This is a genomic window from Maribacter sp. PR66, from assembly GCF_028464205.1.
GTDB classification, from domain to species: domain Bacteria; phylum Bacteroidota; class Bacteroidia; order Flavobacteriales; family Flavobacteriaceae; genus Maribacter; species Maribacter flavus.
In genome coordinates this window covers 582,990-602,437 of sequence record NZ_JAQPCH010000001.1, presented here as the reverse complement: position 1 = coordinate 602,437, position 19,448 = coordinate 582,990, and the positions used below count along the sequence as shown (strand labels likewise).

Annotated in this window: 16 protein-coding genes and 1 pseudogene; 9 read left to right on the top strand and 8 right to left on the bottom strand. The window is 39.9% G+C overall.

Features of this window, described 5'->3' with window-relative positions:
• The first annotated feature begins 5 nt into the window (after positions 1-5).
• The 6 genes from PP181_RS02625 to purD all read left to right on the top strand — a co-directional run bounded on the left by PP181_RS02625 (position 6) and on the right by purD (position 7,085).
• On the top strand, positions 6-1,088 hold the full coding sequence (locus PP181_RS02625) for an EpsG family protein (protein ID WP_272635872.1): 1,083 nt from the start codon (positions 6-8) through the stop codon (positions 1,086-1,088).
• Positions 1,089-1,090: 2 nt separating this feature from the next.
• Entirely contained in the window at positions 1,091-1,957 is an 867-nt protein-coding gene (locus PP181_RS02620; protein ID WP_272635871.1) for a hypothetical protein, read from the top strand.
• Between the two features lie 28 nt (positions 1,958-1,985).
• Entirely contained in the window at positions 1,986-3,287 is a 1,302-nt protein-coding gene (locus PP181_RS02615; protein ID WP_272635870.1) for an O-antigen ligase family protein, read from the top strand.
• Between the two features lie 129 nt (positions 3,288-3,416).
• On the top strand, positions 3,417-4,784 hold the full coding sequence (locus tag PP181_RS02610; RefSeq protein ID WP_272635869.1) for a sugar transferase: 1,368 nt from the start codon (positions 3,417-3,419) through the stop codon (positions 4,782-4,784).
• Positions 4,785-4,793: 9 nt separating this feature from the next.
• Complete coding sequence (locus tag PP181_RS02605) at positions 4,794-5,771, top strand: UDP-glucuronic acid decarboxylase family protein (RefSeq protein WP_154917704.1); 978 nt, start codon at positions 4,794-4,796, stop codon at positions 5,769-5,771.
• 42 nt (positions 5,772-5,813) lie between these two features.
• Positions 5,814-7,085 (top strand): phosphoribosylamine--glycine ligase, encoded by a 1,272-nt coding sequence (purD, locus tag PP181_RS02600; RefSeq protein WP_154917703.1) that lies wholly within the window; start codon positions 5,814-5,816, stop codon positions 7,083-7,085.
• Between the two features lie 53 nt (positions 7,086-7,138).
• Here the strand turns inward: purD and PP181_RS02595 are convergent, their stop codons facing one another.
• Positions 7,139-7,360: a DUF6341 family protein gene (locus PP181_RS02595; RefSeq protein WP_125221827.1), complete on the bottom strand. Its 222-nt coding sequence runs from the start codon at positions 7,358-7,360 to the stop codon at positions 7,139-7,141.
• A 41-nt stretch (positions 7,361-7,401) separates the two neighbouring features.
• On the opposite strand from PP181_RS02595, the gene PP181_RS02590 reads away from it, so the two are divergent.
• From PP181_RS02590 to PP181_RS02580, 3 genes are read left to right on the top strand one after another with little or no spacing between them, the layout of a single operon-like run.
• Positions 7,402-8,340, top strand: coding sequence for a DUF6427 family protein (locus PP181_RS02590; protein WP_154917701.1), 939 nt, complete (start codon positions 7,402-7,404; stop codon positions 8,338-8,340).
• A 29-nt stretch (positions 8,341-8,369) separates the two neighbouring features.
• A complete protein-coding gene (locus PP181_RS02585; RefSeq protein WP_272635868.1) occupies positions 8,370-8,972 on the top strand; it encodes a DUF4254 domain-containing protein in 603 nt (200 codons plus the stop codon).
• A complete protein-coding gene (locus PP181_RS02580; RefSeq protein ID WP_272635867.1) occupies positions 8,959-10,008 on the top strand; it encodes a glycosyltransferase family 9 protein in 1,050 nt (349 codons plus the stop codon). The genes PP181_RS02585 and PP181_RS02580 overlap by 14 nt, the downstream gene beginning before the upstream one ends.
• Here the strand turns inward: PP181_RS02580 and PP181_RS02575 are convergent.
• The 7 genes and pseudogenes from PP181_RS02575 to PP181_RS02545 form a co-directional block, all read right to left on the bottom strand.
• Positions 10,005-10,622 carry a TetR/AcrR family transcriptional regulator gene (locus tag PP181_RS02575; protein ID WP_154917699.1) on the bottom strand — a complete coding sequence of 206 codons (618 nt, stop codon included), beginning with the start codon at positions 10,620-10,622 and terminating at the stop codon, positions 10,005-10,007. The two genes, PP181_RS02580 and PP181_RS02575, sit on opposite strands and share 4 nt — an antisense overlap.
• 273 nt (positions 10,623-10,895) lie before the next feature.
• A complete protein-coding gene (gene arsS, locus PP181_RS02570; protein ID WP_154917698.1) occupies positions 10,896-11,951 on the bottom strand; it encodes an arsenosugar biosynthesis radical SAM (seleno)protein ArsS in 1,056 nt (351 codons plus the stop codon).
• A 122-nt stretch (positions 11,952-12,073) separates the two neighbouring features.
• Complete coding sequence (locus tag PP181_RS02565; protein ID WP_094999161.1) at positions 12,074-12,409, bottom strand: arsenosugar biosynthesis-associated peroxidase-like protein; 336 nt, start codon at positions 12,407-12,409, stop codon at positions 12,074-12,076.
• 264 nt (positions 12,410-12,673) lie between these two features.
• Positions 12,674-13,282 (bottom strand): annotated as a pseudogene (locus PP181_RS02560) (metallophosphoesterase family protein); the annotation flags it as partial.
• Complete coding sequence (locus tag PP181_RS02555; protein WP_272635866.1) at positions 13,267-14,607, bottom strand: sodium:solute symporter family transporter; 1,341 nt, start codon at positions 14,605-14,607, stop codon at positions 13,267-13,269. The pseudogene PP181_RS02560 and the gene PP181_RS02555, both read right to left, overlap by 16 nt.
• Positions 14,608-14,613: 6 nt before the next feature.
• Positions 14,614-16,044 (bottom strand): SusD/RagB family nutrient-binding outer membrane lipoprotein, encoded by a 1,431-nt coding sequence (locus PP181_RS02550; RefSeq protein ID WP_272635865.1) that lies wholly within the window; start codon positions 16,042-16,044, stop codon positions 14,614-14,616.
• A 154-nt stretch (positions 16,045-16,198) separates the two neighbouring features.
• Positions 16,199-19,402, bottom strand: a complete 3,204-nt coding sequence (locus PP181_RS02545; RefSeq protein ID WP_272635864.1) for a SusC/RagA family TonB-linked outer membrane protein — start codon at positions 19,400-19,402, stop codon at positions 16,199-16,201.
• Positions 19,403-19,448 lie beyond the last annotated feature (46 nt).

Genomic DNA, 19,448 nt, shown 5'->3' with positions numbered 1-19,448 from the left:
TTTCTATGGAAATATATAAACCTATAGTATTACAATCTATTTCGTTATTGTGCCTATTGGTTTTTTTGCTTTTTTCTAAGCTTAAGCGCTCAACCTCTTTAAAAGCCATTTCGCTTCTTTTAATTTTACTCTGTGTTTTGGCGATCTTTATAAATAGGGATTACGGAGCAAATATAGATTTGCCTCTATACATGGATTTTTATAAATATAATGTCGTTTTTGCGGACATTTTTATTTCTAAAACAGCATGGAAGGGAGATTTCCTCTTTTTTGCATTGATGCCCATATCACATTTGATGGGGTTTTCCAAGGAAGATTACATTACATTTCAGCTCCTATTGAGCATAGGACTTACGTTTTTGGCCTATTTTTATTTTTTTAAGGATACCAGGGCTATGATGTTTTTGGCACTTTTCTTTATGCTCAATAGTTCCTCCTTTTATTTGATTCAGGGAAATGTAATTAGACAGGGCCTATCTTCTTCCCTACTTCTTTTAAGTCTTTGCGCGCTACCCGGTATTCGAACAAACCTTTTTAAGGTTATGGCATTTTTTAGCCATAAAGGAAGCGTGTTTTCCTTTCTGACAGGTTTTTTGAATTTTAAAACTAATATTAGGGCAGTTATTTTGATTATTGGGGTGTTGGCTGGCTATTTTTCCATTTTTGTTCATCTCTTGAAGTTGTTTCCCTTGCCACAATTTGTAATTACAAAACTGGAGTTTTATTCCACATTTGAAAGGGCCTCTTCAAATTCTATGATTAAACTCGGTTTACTATTACTATTTAATATTTTGTTTTTATTCTTTAGGAATAGGAAAGGGAATTATGAAAAAGCATATACACTTTTTTTTTCCTTTTCATTGGCTGCATTATTGCTCTTTCGGTTTGACGGTATGTTCTCAAGGTTAATACTTTATACTGACATTTTTGTGCCGATCTTAACGGTTGGGGTAATCCAAAGATTCAGTACCAAAAAAAACAGAGCCATGGCAACAGTAATTTGTATTATATTAAGTCTGGCGTACTCCGTTTATGTATTCAACCACGAATCCATTCTTTTTAACATAGGTAAATACTTTTCGGTGTAAATATGATGAGAAAAAAAATTTCACAAATAGTGTTCCTAGTAATGGTATTTGGATTCTTCATTGGTTGCCAACGGAGGATGGATTCAAAAAATAAATTCATAAACGATTTCTTAATAGAAAACGGGAAACAACTATATAAGAGCGAAATGAAGAGAACCAAGTTGGACTATTTGCCATCATCTCAACAACTCGTTTATAGTTTTTGGAAAAAAGAGGTTTTTGAGGATAATGGCGAGTTATTTCTTCATCTATACCCAGAGGACTCGCTATCTCTGCCAGAGAGCAGAAATAAATATGGTTTTTTGAATATCGGAATAGGGGAAGGGGATATTCAAAATGTGGATTCGGCTTATTTCTATATTTTAAAGGACCTTTCCGTATATGGCAAAATTAATAGGGTGGTAACGGGCCAATATATTGGAAATAAAAGAACGTGGGAGGCAGATGAAATAATCAATTTAAATAGTTCGAACAATAGTTTAGAACTGAATGGAATAAAAAGCCCAAAGGTTGAAAATTCAGGTTCTGGATTCATGGAAAGATTATTAATCGAAAACTCCTTTATTCGGCATGTGGACAGCGAGACAAAAGTAAATTGTTACATAAGCTCCAACAAAAACATACTCTATTTGAGTAACTTGAATCCTAGTTTTTTAGAAGGTAATTTTGAATTTAGGTTCTATAGGTTCGATAGGGCTGTTGAAAACATAGTGGACAAGAAAAGTGTAAGCAAAATCAGAACATATTGTCCTGAAAAAATGCCATGCTTTGCTTCCTTAACACTTCCAAAAAACATAGACAGAATAAGTTTTGTCAGTTTGGAAAATATTGAAAGCAAGGCACTATTCAGTATGGTTTTAGAACAATAAAACATTTAAATCACCACAAAGTTTTTAAATGGTCAACGATCTGGGTCATATCAAGAAAATAGATATACATAGTTTTGCTATAGGACTTTGTATAGGCATACTGCCTTGGAGCGAAAAATGGAATACTGTATCCATTATTCTCTTAGCCTTACTGTTGTTTTTCAATCATTTTTGGTCAAAGAAAAAAGTCAACTTTAATATCAGGAAATTTTTAGCGGCAAGTGCACTTTTCTGGATTTCTTTGATCTGGCTACTTAATACCGATGATAATATTACCGGATGGAAGTATATGGAACGGATATCCTCATCCTTGGTTTTTCCAGTGGTTTTTTCATTGACCCTAGCGGGATTAAAAATTGGACTTCGTAGAGTATTGTTCATCTTTATGGGGTCATGTATGTTACGATACTTATTTTTCTTGGCCCAATTTATAGATTGGGAATTGGTTTATATATTGGATTATTGGAAAGAAGTCCTTATTCAGTTCAACCAAATTGCTTTGACCGAAGCACTTCATCCTTCATATTTCACCTTGTATTTGGGTTTTTGCGTGCTTGCCTCCTTTTATTTCCTAAGCAAGGCACCAAGTTTCAAAAGGCGCACAGGGTGGTTCATTCTTCTATTGATTTATTTTTTGATGGTTGTGTCATTAGGGGCCAAAATGCCTTTAGTGGCCTGTGTTTTCGCAATTTTGACCGGAGTATTGTACAATTTGTATCGAATTAAAAGCGGGCGGATCAAGTATGTGGCACTGGTGTTCTCAAGCTTATTGATAGTGGCTCTCTTTCTGCTAAAAGTGCCCAATGGCATCCTACAGGATGTGGACAACTATTACAGGTTCTACAAAGGAGAAGAAATGGACAGGACATTGGATTATGAACAATATGGCACAAGCTACTCCTTTGAGACTTGGTCCAAGACCAATAGAATATATATTTGGAAGTCTTCAGCAGAGTTATTCAAAAACAATTTTTTGTTTGGGGTGGGGACCGGGGATATTCAGAATGAACTGAACAATCAATATTTGATGGACGGACAGGAGTATTTGGCAAAACGAAATACCAATACACATAATCAGTTTTTAGATTTTTTGATCAAGTTTGGAATTTTGGGTTTTTTGGGGGTTATAATTTTCTTATGGTATTTTATAAAATATGCTTTGTCAGGTACGGACGGTTTTTACCTTATGTTTCTCGTTTTTGTTTTATTGTGTATGCTCACGGAAAACATTCTTAATAGGCAACTTGGAATCGTTTTTTTCTTTTTCTTCAACAGTCTTTTTTTGTTCAGGAAGGAAAATCCTGTATGCATTTCCAATCCAAAAAACTGAAGTGGCTTTTTGGGATTTTAATATACTTGGATTACCTGTTTGGAAACCATTTAAAAGTTCTAAAAATAGGCTTAACTTTGAGCAGGTTACCAAATAGGGGGGACAAAGACTAGAAAGTAAGGTACAACCATGCCAAAGCCACTTATATTTAATACCAAGGAAAGGAAAACTATCCTTGTTTTAGGGGATTTTTTTATCATTGGTTCGGCATTGAACGTTTTCATAAACGATGCCCTTGATATCAAGGTGGAAAATATTTTTTTCAGGATAATTTTTTATGTTTCGGGCACTCTGTTTTTCTTTTTGTTGTCCTATGTGTTAAACTTCTATAATCTTGAACGGCCCTTCAAGACAAGATTGATTCTATCCCAATCTTTTTTCATAGTAGGCTCTTTTGTCTTAACAATATTTATAGGGACCGTTCTTTTTTTTGATGCGAGCTTTTGGAGGATTCCCTTGATAATATTTCTATTCCTCACCCCTTTGGAAATATTTTTGTGGAGGTATTTCTTCGGGAATTTATTCAAGGTAATTCCCGCTATTAGGAATGTCATGTACGTATTTGATAAAGAAATCGATGATGACCATCAGAAATACATTGATCAGATAGATGGTGACGGAATGGAAAGCTATTATAAAACCAGGCTTACCTATTCCATAGACAACGTAACTATTTTAGAAAGAAAGAAGTTTATGGATGCCATGGACAAGATAGACTCTTTTATTCTTAATATTCCTAGCTATGATCAGCTATCACCGAGGTTTGAAAAAATGTTGATTGAGGCTATATTAAAAGGCAAGGAAGTGCTATCATTTACAACCTTTTATGAGAATATTTACGAAGCGCTACCCTTAAAATCTCATAATGATAGCTTTTATGAGTTACTTCAATTGAAAAACGGTAAGATAAGATACCTTGAAGCCCTGTTCACCTTTATAGTGAATTGGCTATTTATACTCGTAGTAGGAGCAATTTTCATATTCTTTCTTCCTATTGTATTTGTACTTAATCTCTTTTTTAATCGGGGACCTTTATTCTACACACAAAAGAGAGTAGGCCAATACGGAAAGGAATTCAGTATATTCAAGTTTCGGTCTATGGTGGTAGATGCCGAATCTACCGGTGCTAAGATGGCTGCCAAAAATGATGCAAGAATTACTCCTTTCGGAAAGATTTTAAGAATGTTCAGGATAGACGAATTACCACAACTAATTTCTATTATAAAGGGTGACATGCAATTAATAGGCCCTAGGCCTGAGCGTAAAATTTTTGTTGATAAACTCAATGAGATTAAGCCATTTTATAGTGCTAGGCACCTCATAAAGCCTGGTATTACTGGTTGGGCCCAAGTAAAATACAAGTATGGAGAAAATTTGGAAGATTCAATAAGAAAACTAGAATACGACATGTATTATATTAAAAACAAGTCAATAACTCTGGACATCAGGATAATTTTTAAAACGATCACTACAGTATTGTTTTCAAGAGGTATTTAATAGCTTTCAATGAATAAAATCCTAATAACGGGCGCGGCCGGATTTCTTGGTTCACATTTATGTGACAGATTTATTAATGAAGGTTTTCATGTAATTGGCATGGATAACCTCATTACGGGAGATCTGGATAATATAAAGCACTTATTCCCATTGGAGAATTTTGAGTTTCATCATCATGATGTGACCAAGTTTGTGCATGTTTCGGGCAAATTGGATTATATTTTGCATTTTGCCTCTCCTGCCAGTCCTATCGACTATCTTAAAATCCCAATCAAAACCTTAAAGGTAGGTTCCTTGGGTACGCTGAACCTATTGGGCCTTGCCAAGGAGAAAGGGGCAAGGATATTGGTGGCTTCCACTTCTGAGGTGTACGGAGATCCACTGGTACATCCTCAAACCGAGGAATACAACGGCAATGTGAGTCCGGTAGGCCCTAGGGGAGTTTACGATGAGGCCAAGCGCTTCATGGAGTCCATTACCATGGCTTACCACAGACACCACGGATTGGAAACAAGGATTGTCCGTATTTTTAATACCTACGGTTCCAGAATGCGGTTGAATGATGGTAGGGTGGTACCGGCATTTATGGGTCAGGCCTTGCGAGGGGAAGATTTGACCGTATTTGGTGATGGTTCGCAAACTCGGTCCTTCTGTTATATCGATGATCAGGTTGAAGGAATATACCGATTGTTATTCAGCGATTATCCGGATCCTGTCAATATTGGAAATCCGCATGAAACTACGATTAAAGAGTTTGCAGAGGAGATAATTGCCCTGACCGGGACAAATCAGAAAATTGTTTATAAACCGCTTCCCAAGGACGATCCCACCCAACGCCAACCTGATATCACAAAAGCAAAAGAGATTTTGGGTTGGGAGCCTAAGGTAAGTCGGTCTGAAGGCCTAAAAATCGTATACGATTATTTCAAATCTCTTTCTCCTGAGGAGTTGCAGAAAAAGGAACATCGGGATTTTTCTTCCAAATAGTTTATTTACGTATCAAAGCTTACTTTTGCCAAAAGCATACTCATGAACATTTTAATTCTTGGATCTGGGGGCCGCGAACATGCATTCGCTTGGAAGTTGTCCCAAAGCGATCATTTATCAAAGCTCTACATTGCCCCTGGAAATGCGGGTACCTCCAATTTAGGTGTAAACATACCAATTGGTGTAAACAATTTTGAAAAAATCAAGGAAGTCGTGCTGGAGAAGGAAATCGACTTGGTGGTTGTTGGACCGGAAGACCCTTTGGTAAATGGGGTCCATGATTACTTTTTGGAGGATTACCAATTGAGAGATATTCCCGTTATCGGGCCACAAAAAATGGCAGCCCAACTTGAGGGTAGTAAAGAGTTTGCCAAGGAGTTTATGATGCGTCATAACATTCCAACGGCCAAATACCAAAGTTTTACTACAGAGACCTTGAACGAGGGCTATGAATTTTTGGAGCGACTAGCCCCTCCGTATGTTTTAAAGGCCGATGGTCTCGCTGCGGGAAAGGGAGTGGTCATTCTTAAGGATTTGAGAGAAGCAAAATTGGAATTGAAATCCATGTTGGTCGATGCCAAATTTGGAAGCGCCAGCACCACCGTTGTCATAGAGGAGTTCTTGGACGGTATAGAATTAAGTGTTTTTGTGCTTACAGATGGTACTAACTACAAGGTGCTGCCCACGGCCAAGGATTATAAAAGAATCGGTGAGGGCGATACCGGACTCAATACGGGCGGCATGGGTGCAATTTCCCCCGTTCCTTTCGCCGATGATTCTTTTATGGATAAAATACACGACCAAATTGTTAAACCTACCGTAGAAGGCCTTAAAATGGACAAGCTTCCTTACAAGGGTTTTATTTTTATCGGTTTGATAAAAGTTGGCGATGATCCCAAGGTAATCGAATACAACGTTCGTATGGGTGATCCGGAAACCGAAGTTGTATTGCCTCGAATCCAAAATGATTTTGTGGAGTTGATGGATGCCGTGGCAAAAGGAAAATTAAACGATGTAGCGCTTAAAATCGATGCACGTGCCGCCACTACGGTGATGACGGTTTCGGGCGGATATCCTGGTGCTTACGAAAAAGGAAAAGAGATAAGCGGGATTGACGCGATTGAGGAATCCATTGTTTTCCATGCGGGCACCACCCTTAAAGAGGGTAAAATACTAACAAATGGCGGAAGGGTCTTGGCGGTAACTTCCTATGGAGAGTCGTTTAAGGAGGCTTTGGCGATTTCCTACAAAAACGTTCAAAAGATACAATTTGAGGGAATGAATTACCGGCGGGATATAGGGTTTGACCTATAAAAAAATCGGCGTTTTCCAAATTGGAAAACGCCGATTTTTTTTAGTGTTGATCTTTATAGGTACGAGTGGGAAGAAATCGATTTATCCTCTTCACCGTTATCGTTGAACTTTTTCAGCTCCAACATCCAATACACAAATGCTACAAAACCTATTAACATAAATATCCAGTTCAAAATATTGGATAGTGTCCAGCTTTCCATAAATCGCAAAGCATCCAATGGTGCAAAAAGTACATTGACGAACAAATCCTCGATACCGTAAAAAAATGACTTCATCTTATTCCTATATTTACAAGGCAAAAGTATAAAAATCATCCATGATTTCAAGCATTTTTGGTAAAACAAAACCGGTAAACTTTGTCATTCTGTTCAGTTTTATCTTTTTGTTGTATCCTATTACGCTATTTTTTATACTAAATCGGGATATAGCCACCTTACAACCGATTAAGGAAATTATCGTATTGGCCGTCTTGATATTCAGCGTTTTCATTATAGATTTCATAGTAAAACGCAACAAGCTAACGAAGAACAATTCGTATGCCATCCTGTTTTTTACCTTATTGCTAATGCTCTTCCCCAATACCCTAGGGGATTCAAACGCCATATTTTGCAACTTTTTTTTGCTTTTGGCCATGCGTCGAATCCTTAGCATAAAATCCCTTAAGAACATTAAACTGAAGATTTTTGATGCAAGTTTATGGATATTGATCGGTAGTCTTTTTTATGAATGGGCTATAGTCTATTTGGCCCTGGTGCTTTCGGCCATATTTATCTATGAGCCTAAAAACCTAAGAAACTGGCTCGTAATTCTTTCCTCGGTAGTTTGTTTCGTTTTAATACTGGGTGGTTTTTTATCGGTTTTTGAACGCTTGGATTGGCTTCAGGAACATTATAGATTTCATATAGACTTTAAGAACATGTTTGCTTTTGATTTAGGGTCAAGCGTAAAAATCGGTTTGTACATTTTAACGAATTTGGTACTCGTTATTTGGGCCTTCTTAAAATTGGGAAAGGCGGGAGTTGGACGGATCATCATGATCAGGTTGGTAGTACAATCCTTCGTGTTGGGTTTGTTGGTAAATCTTTTGGTCCTTTCAAAGGACAACTATGCTTTGTTAATTACGTTCTTCCCATCGGTTATTTTGATTACAAATTATGTGCAATCCATTAAGCGCGAAAAATTCAGGGAGATCTTTCTTATAGCCAGCTTCTTAATTCCTATTTCATTTTTTTTGGGTAGGCTTCTGATTTCCTGATATAAGGTATCTTTGTCAAAAATTCAATTATGTTCAGTGACTTTGCCATAAAGGTATTCGAGGAAAGTATTGAGAAGTATCATGAAAAGGACGATGTGTATCAGGTCTTTGAAAATCCCTATCCAAAAAACGATATAGCACATTTGCTGTACCGAAAGAATTGGATCGATACCGTACAATGGCATTATGAGGATATCATCCGTAACCCACAAATAGAACCGCCCCAAGCTTTGGATCTAAAGCGAAAAATCGATGCCAGCAATCAGGACAGAACGGACCTTGTTGAATACATTGACAGTTATTTCCTAGATAAATACCGCTCAGTAGAAATTAAGCAAAACGCCACGATCAATACAGAAAGTCCTGCTTGGGCCGTGGACAGGCTCTCCATTCTCGCCTTGAAAATTTACCACATGCAGGAGGAGGTGAACAGGAAGGATGCATCCCAGGAACATCTAAAAAAGTGTCAGGAGAAATTGGACATTCTTTTGGAGCAGCGCAGAGATCTTTCCACGGCCATAGACCAGTTATTGAAAGATATAGAGGAAGGCAACAAATACATGAAAGTGTACAAGCAGATGAAGATGTACAATGATGAGGAACTAAATCCCATCCTACGTGGCCAAAAGTAAGATACGTCATATGCAGGTGATCAGGCTATCAGCCATGGGTGATGTAGCCATGACGGTTCCTGTACTTCTTGCTTTGACCGAAAAATACCCCGATGTAAAAATCACCTTCCTTACCAAACCATTTTTTGCGCCCATTGTTTCTGAAATTCCCAATATAAAAGTTTTCATTGCCGATGTGAAAGGAGCACACAAAGGAGTTTTAGGACTCTGGAAACTTTTTAAACAATTAAAAAGTTTGGATGTGGATGCCGTGGCCGATATACACAATGTCCTGCGGAGTAATGTACTAAAAGTTTTTTTTAGGTTTTCTGGAATACCATTTGAGCAGCTGGATAAGGGTAGAAAGGAGAAAAGGGAATTGACATCGGGAAAAAACAAGGAATTAAAGCCCCTAAAACCGATGTATCAACGCTATCAATCGGTTTTTGAGAGGCTCGGCTTTCACTTCCCCATAAACAATGACCATGTTCTAAAGAGCCGAAACATTACCACTGAATTTGCCTGTGATGTTTTTTCCGATGCAAAAAAGGTAATCGGTATCGCACCCTTTGCCGCATTCCCGGGTAAAATCTATCCGCTCGATTTTATGGAGACCTTAATAGCCGATTTAAGTGCCATTGAGGATGTAAAAATTGTCCTTTTTGGAGGCGGTCAAAACGAACGGACAATTTTGGAGGGTTGGGAAGGAAAATTTGCCAATTGTATTTCCGCCGCAGGAAAAATATCATTTAAAGAAGAGCTGGAACTCATCAGTAACTTGGATGTAATGATTTCCATGGACAGCGGTAACGGGCATCTGGCTGCCATGTATGGGGTTCCCGTTATTACACTCTGGGGGGTAACACACCCTGTCGCAGGTTTTGTGCCCTTTGGCCAACCGGAAGAAAATCAAATCACTTCAGATAGAAAAAAATATCCGTTGATACCTACCTCCGTGTATGGAAATAAAATCCCGCCAGGCTACGAACTGGTAATGGAAACACTAGTACCTGAACAAATAGTTACGAGAGCCCTACAAATACTTGAAAAGGTCTAAACCGCTACCTTCTTAGGCTCCAATGTTTTTAAGTACATTTTCAATTGACTCATAAAACGGTATTTTCTGGCACTAGGTGCTGCGCCTACCATTAATGTTCTTATACCAAAATAAGAACTCATCAAATACGTAGCTGCGGCTTCACAATCCACATGCCGGTCAATATGACCGTTGAACTTTCCTTTTTGAAGGGTAGAGACCAAATTTACCTCCCATATGGATAGGATTTCGTTTAAATGCTTCATAATTACCTCGTTCCTACCGCGAAATTCCGTAAGGAAGTTATTGAGGACGCAGCCAAAGTCCATCTCATTGTGAACGGCCGTTTCAAGAGCTTCTTCAAAACATGAATTGATGGATTGCAGTGGGTTGCTAAAACCTTCTATGGGCTCTATAAGGCAACTATATACTTTTCTAGAAAGTAAATTCTGTATGATTTGAACAAAAAAGTCCTCTTTGGATTCAAAATGATAATAAAAGGCCCCTTTGGAAAGCGAGAGTTTATTTAAGATGTCGTCAACACTGGTAGCATAATATCCATTTGCATAAAAAAGTTCTAATCCAGCAGTTTGCATTCGGTGCATGGTAGCCATGCGTTTTAATGTTTTGTCCATGATTTCAAGATTTGGGTTCATCCGACCGTTTGGTCTGTACAAAGAACCGATCGATACTTGGAGAAATTCGATTCTTTGGATATGATGAAGAAAAAAATCGGCGAAAGTTCAAAATCCCGATGAATTACTACTTTTCTGAAAATGAAAACCGACCACTTGGTCGGTTTATGTGAACACTTTTAAGGATTAACAACGTGTGCCATGACATAGTTCATGTCTGATACCACCAAAGTAGAATAAAAATTCCCCTCCTTTGGAGGGGTTAGGGGAGGCTTAAGCCACAGTTCCCTGACAGCTACTACCGGCACCGGCCGTACAGCCATAACAGTGTTGGGAAATGATGATGTTTCTATCGTTAAGAATATCTTCATTATAGTCCTTAATGTGTTTGATTTTACTGGCTACCTTTAAATCCAACATTTGGTTAAAATCGCAGTCATACAACCAACCGTCCCAACTTACGGATATGGTGTTCCTACACATAACATTGGTCACCGCAACGGGATTGTAAGCCTCCACAAGGGCGTACATATAATCCTCATAGTTTTCCGAAGCAATCAAATAATCCAAAAATCGGGCGATAGGAAGATTGGTGATAGCAAATAGATTATGGAACTGAATACCAAAGTCCTCTTTCAGCGCCTTCTTAAAATCTTTTTCCATGGCGGCCTGGTCCCCTGGCAGGTAGGCTCCGGATGGATTATAGACCAAGTCCAAGCGCAAGTCACTATCTGGCATCCCATAACCGCGTTCGTTCAACTCCTGAAGGGCTTTTATCGATTTATCAAAAACACCGTCCCCGCGTTGTTTATCCGTTTTTCCGCGGGTCCAGTGCGGCATGGAGGAAATGACGTGTACATTGTGCTTTTTAAAGAAATCGGGCAGGTCATGATATTTTTTGTTGGCCCTAATAATCGTCAAATTGGAACGTACAATAAAATCCTTGATTCCTGCTTTTGCGGCCTCCTCTACAAACCACCTGAAATCAGGATTCATTTCAGGCGCGCCACCTGTTAAATCCAACGTATGTGCCCCCGTATTTTTAATCACTTCCAAACATTGTTGCATGGTCTCGCGTGTCATGATTTCCTTGCGGTCCGGACCTGCATCCACATGGCAGTGCTCACAGACCTGGTTACACATATATCCAACATTGATCTGCAGTATTTCCAATTTCTTGGGGCGTAGAGGAAACTGACCAATTTGATCGATTTTATCCTTAAAATAGGGGAGTTCCCCATCGGCAAAAATACCTCCGTTAAGGATTTCCAGTTGGCGATTGTTCTGCGCCAGTTCGTTTCCTGTAGCTTTTAATGATTTTGTAGCCATTTCTTTAGAAATTAGTATTTAGTATCAAGTATTCAGGATTGTCCACATAATAATGCTCAATCCCAAATAAGTATTTTTTAGTAGGTTTTGTATCAATACTTCCCCCTTTGGTGGACAGGGGATTACATCGACAACTTGTTGTATTTGTTCATCATTTGCACTCCATGCACCAAGGTAGCACCACTTTCTATAGCTGCTCCAACATGTACGGCTTCCATCATCTCTTCTTTGGTAATTCCTTTTTGAAGGCCATCCTTGGTATAGGCATCTATACAATAGGGACATTTTACGACATGGGAAACGGCCAAGGCAATCAGGGATTTTTCCCTGGCGCTCAAGGCCCCTTCTTCAAATACCTTTCCATAGTAATCAAAGAACTTGGTTCCTAGTTCTTCGCTCCATTCGGTTATTTTACCAAACTTTCTTAAATCTTTCGGGTCATAATACGAGTCTGCCATTTTATGCTTTGTTTTGGATTGAATGTTTTGTTTATTTAAATCGATAGTAAATGAAATGGGAATTCCTTGTCCCATTTTCTCTATTTCCGGAAGAATTTCCATATTATCCCATATTCCGGATGCTAAGGTGTCCGCATATTCCTCTGGCAAATGGTTTTGATACATAAGCCGTTGAGCGGTCTGGAAATCATATTCAAAGGATTCATGGGAGAAAGACATAGTACCATCAATATCCTCCATAAGAACATACCAAACCCTTGGGGTGCCATCATTCGCGGGCATCCCTATAACCCCGGGATTAATCCATAATTTTCCTTTTATGCTTTGATAAAAAGGAAGCCCACAATGTCCTGCAATTATCACTTGACTGTTGGTGGCTTCAAAACACCTTTCCTTACTTTCCTGTGCGTTGGATTTAAATATGAATTCTGAAACATCGCCATAATTGCCGTGGACTACCGTTACTTTTTTACCCGCATATTCAAAGCTAATATTTTCGGGTATCGTGCCGATCCATTTCAGGGATTCTTCGGACAACTTCATTTTTGTATATGGAAACCACATTTTGGAAAAACTGTCACAGCGTCCACCTGCCTTAAAATCGCAACCGCAGTCCTCACTGTCGTTGGCCAGTTGTAGTTCTACATTACCGGCAATACTCAAAGCCCCCCAATTTTTGAAGGCTTGTACCGTTTCTTCGGGTTGGGCACAGTATCCCGTAATGTCACCCGTACATATACAGTTCTGTGGGGGTATACCTTCTTTTTTGGCTATTGAAATTAGCTTTTCCAAGGCTTGTAGGTTGCTATAAACGCCGCCAAACAGCAGTAGTTTACCTTCCTTATTTCCTATGTCCCTTATTTTTTGATCCATGAGGGTATAAAATATAAAAATGTACAACAAAGAATGCCCCAGACGTTGATCCAAAGCAAATCGGCATAGTTCCCTTCCGTTAAAATTAATTGCTCAGGAAAGCGTTGAAAAACAAGCAATAAACCAAAAAGCAATCCGCAGATAACGCTCAGGTGAAAACTAATTTTAGGGGCCTTTCCTTTCCAAAAGATAAATACGGGCGTCAATCCTATGACCATGGTGCCGCTTATGGTGGTAGCCGATAAAATTTCGGCATCCAAAAAAACGGGTATCGTACCCAAAAAGGCGATAAAAACCATTGACCACCTTCCTATACTAAGCGTTTTTCCGAGTTTTAGGTCTACGGCAATCAGTTTTGAGAAGGAAGAAAAGGTAGAATCCAAGGTGGAGGCAGCTGAGGTAATCATAATGAAATTGATGATTAATAGTGTTACAATACCAAAGGCCTTTCCAACCTCAACGGCAGCTTGCCCTACAATTCCTTGGGACTGGGCATAAACACCAATAACGCTAAACAGCACAATGCATATAGCACCGGTTACACTGGCCCCTAAAAAGCTTTTCAAGGTAGTTTTAGGGCTACTTATAAACCCCCTGTCCGTGAGCACGGGATCGTGAAAGGGATAACTAAAGGATTGAATTATAGCGGCGAACAATAGGTTTAGTCCCGTTTCAAAGGACCATATACCTGAACTGACAGTGTCCTTTACCGTAAAATCGGTCTTAGGTCCGTATACGGTAAGAAGTATTATCCCTAGTAATAGGGTGAACAAGGCCATTTGTACGACATCGGTAAAAATGGAACTGCTCATGCCACCCTTAATTACATAAGCCAATGTTAGCAAGGTAAAAATCAGGATACTCCAGTAATACGGACTCGACCCAGCTTCCCCAAAATAAGACCCAATGACCATGGTATTGCTCCAAACTTCATTGAACAATCGAATAGCGATCAACATAGAAAACAGGGACACCGCCCTTTTTCCAAATTTGGAGGTCAAGAAATGATGGATACTGGTATAATTTGCTTTTACCCTCATTTGGTATATTACGAAACCTGCAACGGCAAAGGACACATAGTAACCCGCATAGGCAATCCCACCAACGATACCAAATTCCAAACCTAGGTTAGCGGCATTGGTTATGCTTTTGGCAAAAATCCATGAGATAATCAAACTGCCCATAAGGACAAAGGTATTGGGCGTGCCCCTTTTTTGAACCGCATTAAAAAACTGATTGGTATCTTTTGCGTATGGGGAAAGAAGAAACAGTACCAAACTAGATACTAGAATCAATCCCCACTGCCAAAATACTAGGTCGCTCATTTTAGATTATTCTTGGTCCCACCACACATTTACATTGATACTATTGCCATCCGTGTTGTTGGCGGCCGTGGTATAATTTTGGTTATTCAACGCCTCTTCCTCTGCCGGGTAGGGCATTCTTACGGGAATTAGGTCATCGTTTAAACTGGCCGATATCGTTTTGAGTTGGGGAAAACCGGTTCTTCTATATTCGATCCAACCCTCATAGCCGTTGACCATATTGGCGATCCATTTTTGGGTGATGATATTCTCCAAGGGGTCGCCATTTTCCATTGCCCCGGTTCCTGAAAGATAATCGCTTGGCAACTCCACCTGCCAATAGTCGAATGCTTGGGACACACCAATTTCATACAGGTTCTGGGCATCGGCAGAAATTAAACCCTTTTGTGCCGCTTCCGCCAAAAGGAAATACGTTTCCATACTGGTCATAAAATTGGCATCCAATAAGCCTGTATTTTCCCGGAATATGGTACCCGCCAAAGAGTAATCGGCCAAGGTAACCGTAGTGGAGGACGCATCAATACCATTCAATAGACCATTATATTCATTACCCGTTTCACTACTGGTAAAGGGTCTGAACAGCCTTGATATACGAGCATCTTCCAAATCGATAAGGATTTCCTCCATGGTTTCGGACATGACAAAATTGTTGAAGTCGCCAATTCGCAACCTTGCCAACCTAAAATTGTTGGGTTCCCCATCGGTAAAACTAAAAATGGCATTTAGGCTATTTTCGCTGATGAAATTTCCTTCGGAAAACAGGGTTTGTAATTCGTTTGAAACATCCATTTTTGAGGAGACGCGCATGAGATATTTAATCTTTAGTGAATTGGCAAAACGCACCCAGCTATCCAAGTCTCCGCTGAACAGGATATCACCCTCCAGAGCGATATTTCCATCATACGCCTGGATAGCCGCTATTCCCTTGGTTAGATTATCGAAAATTCCATTTTCCGCCATATAAATATCCTGCTGTGCATCGTAGACGGGCGTGACGGTACCTTGATTTCCCTTAAAAGCTTCAGAATAAGGAACATCCCCAAAAAAATCTGTCAAGGCAGCGGCCATGTAGGCCTTCATGATACGTGCCGGCCCTTCGTAAACCCTAAAGGAAGGATTTTCAAGGGAGTGGTTTAAAATCAGTTCATTATCCCTTAGGTTTTGATAGAATATGGGCCAGGGATTACCCCCTAGTTGGGGCGATTTTAAGTTATGCCTATCAAAAAGGTTAAAATCCAAGGCCGTGGTATATTGCCCTAAAAGATTGCCCGCCGTAAAGCCTTCATAGGACATTTGCTCCCCGTAATCATAAATAACCTGTCTTAGCAAAAGACTTGGTTGTACGCTTACCGGAGCATTGGGATTGGTGTTGATATCCTCAAAATCTTGGGTACAGGAGGTGGTTCCCAAAAGCACAAGTACAAATACACCTATCAAGTTTAAGAAAAAACCCCGACTGTTCCTTTTTTTGTCAACTTTGCTTGAATTAAAAGGAAGGGAAATAGCCTTATTTTTTGTCAAAACGTCGAAAAGTATGACATGAAGGCTAAGTACAGTGTTTACTAGTATGTTAAATATAATTTTCATTTTTTTAAAAATTGAATCCTGCTTTTATTCCAATACTTCTTGAAGTGGCATAGGACATATCCTCTACACCGCTGATAAATCCCTGTCCCTGTACGGCAAATTGCTCTGGGTCGAAGTGCGGATTCTCCGTTAGGGCAAAAAGGTTACGGCCAATTAAGGAAAGGTTTAAGGTCGCGTTTTGGTTAAAAAGGGAAAGATCGGTAAATGTATAGCCTAAGGAAAACTGCCTTAGTTTTAGAAAAGAGGCATCATAGGTATTGTTTTCCTCGTGGTTTCGGTCGTAAAATTGGCGATAGTAACTCTCCGCCGAAACCGCTACCGTATTGGGTTCATAGACAGGGTTTTCAGACGTTCCAATATTTACGACCCCCAGGGGCACGATTCCTTCCTCTGGCCGAAAGGCGGTCTCTGCCAATTGACCTCCCACATTTCCCAGGGCCCTGGTTCTCGATACGATAATACCACCCTGGCGCCAGTCGAATAGAAAGCCAAGGTTCCAATTTTTGTATTGGAACTGGTTATTAAACCCTAGCATGAAATCCGGATTATAGTTTCCCAGTTTTTGAAGTTCATTATCAGGGATGTAACGTCCTTCATCCGTAAGAATAAAATCTCCGTTTTCATTTTTTAAATAACCGGTACCATAAAGGTCCCCAATGCGTCCCCCTTCTTCAACCTGTAAAAATACCGTTTGGTTTTGACTGTCATAGATTCTTGAGTAGGCCAATGTCAAACGCCCTTCATCTTGGGGCAAGTCCTCTACAATGGCGCGGTTGGTGCTGAAATTCAAAGTGCTGTTCCACTTGAAATTATTGGATAGGACGGGTGAAATCCCCACGATAATTTCCACCCCAGTGGACCGAACACTTCCCGCATTTACAACCTGTTGTGTATATCCAGAGGATATGCCAATAGGCAAGGAAAGAATTTGGTCTTCGGTTAAGGCATTGTAGTAAGATATATCCATACTTAGCCGATCACCAAAAAATCGAATATCGGCACCAACCTCCCAAGAAGAGGTACGTTCCGGTTGTAGATTGGGATTGGCAATTGTATTTTGATCGCTAAAGGTAGGTTGACCATTGAAAGGCGTCTGGGCAACGAAGGCCCCAGTCGTTTGATAGGGGTTTGTGTCATTACCTACTTGGGCCCAACTGGCCCTCAATTTTGCAAAGGATACTAAATTGGGCAGTTGCACTACTTCAGAAATAATAAAACTGGAAGATACGGAAGGATAGAAAAACGAGGTGTTGTCTACCGAAAATGGAGTGGCCAAGGCACTGGACCAGTCGTTTCTTCCGGTGAAGTCAAAAAAGAGGAAATCCCTATACCCCAACTTCATCAAGCCATAAAAACTGTTAATTCGCTTGTTCGATTCAAACTCAAAGACTTCTACTGGGGAGGCCGCGTTCGATAGCCTAAAAATTCCCGGTTGCGCCAAACTAGTGGTCTGTGATTGAGAAGTAAAGGCCTTTTGGTCCAACCGGTTTCCACCTACACTAACATCAAGGATTACATCTTTAAAACGATTGGTATAATTTAAAAGAAAATCAGTGTTTATCTCCCTAAACAACACATCGTGTTCTGCATACCCACCATTTTGAAATCGGTTAGAGCTAAAGGCACGTCGTAACTGTCTTAGTTCGCTTGAATAATCCATGCCCGAACGAATTGAAGCGGTCAAATGCTCCGTGATATCATAACTTGCCGAAATATTCCCGAACACTCGGTCTCTATTGAAAGAGTTTCTATTTTCGAACATGGTAAAAAATGGATTATCAAAATAGGTATAGTTGAAAGAGTATTGCTGAATGTCTTCTAATCCGGGTTGCCAATAATTTCGTAAGCTATCCATGTTCAGGGATCTTGGCCCCCAACCTACCAAGGAATAATTTACGTTTTCGGAACCGTAACCATTTGATGGTCGGTTATCACTTTTAGAATTCACATAATTGATGGTCGAGTTAACCCTTATTTTATCCGTAGGTCTAAATGTCAAACGCGTATTTATTGTCTGCCTATCCAAGTTTACCCCAGGAATAATCGATTCACTACGTAAATCGGTAAAGGAAAGTCGGTAGCTACCTTTTTGAAAGGTTGAACCAACCGCTATGTTATTGATAAAGGTAGTTCCCGTTCTGTAAAAATCCTTAAGGTTATCTGGATGTGAAACAAATGGGGTAGGCGTAATAGGCAGACCACTATAAAGTGCAGTGTCGCCACCTCGCACCACGGTTCCATCAGGCAAAGTAACTGGGCTATCAAATTGGGGAATAAGGTTGCCTACGTCCAAACGAGGCCCCCAACTATAGGATATTAAATCATTGGTGCCACCTCCAAGTCCATCTACAAAGGCAAATTGCCCCGCATTGCCCTGTCCATACTCATTTTGAAAATCGGGCAATTGAAAGGCTGTATCCACGAAAAAGCTGGTATTATAGCTAATACCAAGACCTGTACTGATTCTACCTCTTTTGGTTTCTATGACAATGACCCCATTGGAAGCCCGGGTGCCATATAATGCAGCTGCACTCGGACCCTTCAGCACGGATACTTCTGCAATATCGTCTGGATTGACTTCCATGGCACCATTTCCAAAATCGATTTCCTGAAAGCCCGCAGCCGCTTCGTTGGTAAAGTTAAAAACCGAGTTATTGTTAATGGGTACTCCGTCTACGATGAAAAGTGGGTTGTTATTGGAGAAGGAAGCTTCTCCCCGTATGGTAATTTTTGAGGTGGAACCTACTCCTGTAGGTCCTTGGCTAATGGTAACTCCTGCCAATTTACCTGTAAGGTTATCAAAAAAATTGACCGATTTAACTTCGGTAACGCCCTGAGCGTCCAAACTTTGGACCACATAACCCAATTCCTTGGTCTCTCTTTTTAATCCAAGTGCCGTTAGGACCACTTCGTCCAATTGTTCGGAGGATTCCAATAAGGCAATATCAATGACCAAGGCACCATCTATGGGAACTATTTGCGTTTCATATCCAATAGCTGAAAATTCCAGGATGGCATTTTCGTTCAATTTGGAAAGTTCGTAGAAACCTTTTTCATTTGTCGTAGTTCCTTTGTTGGTACCAGATATCAGGACATTCACATAAGGAATGGGTACTCCTGACACATCAGATACAGTGCCCGATACGCTCTCCTGGGCAAAATTTATGGTGGTCATGAAAAATAGCGCGACCCACAATACATACTTCATGTTTTTTTGGTGGTGTTAGTTTAACTTTTCACAAAGGTTTTAGACC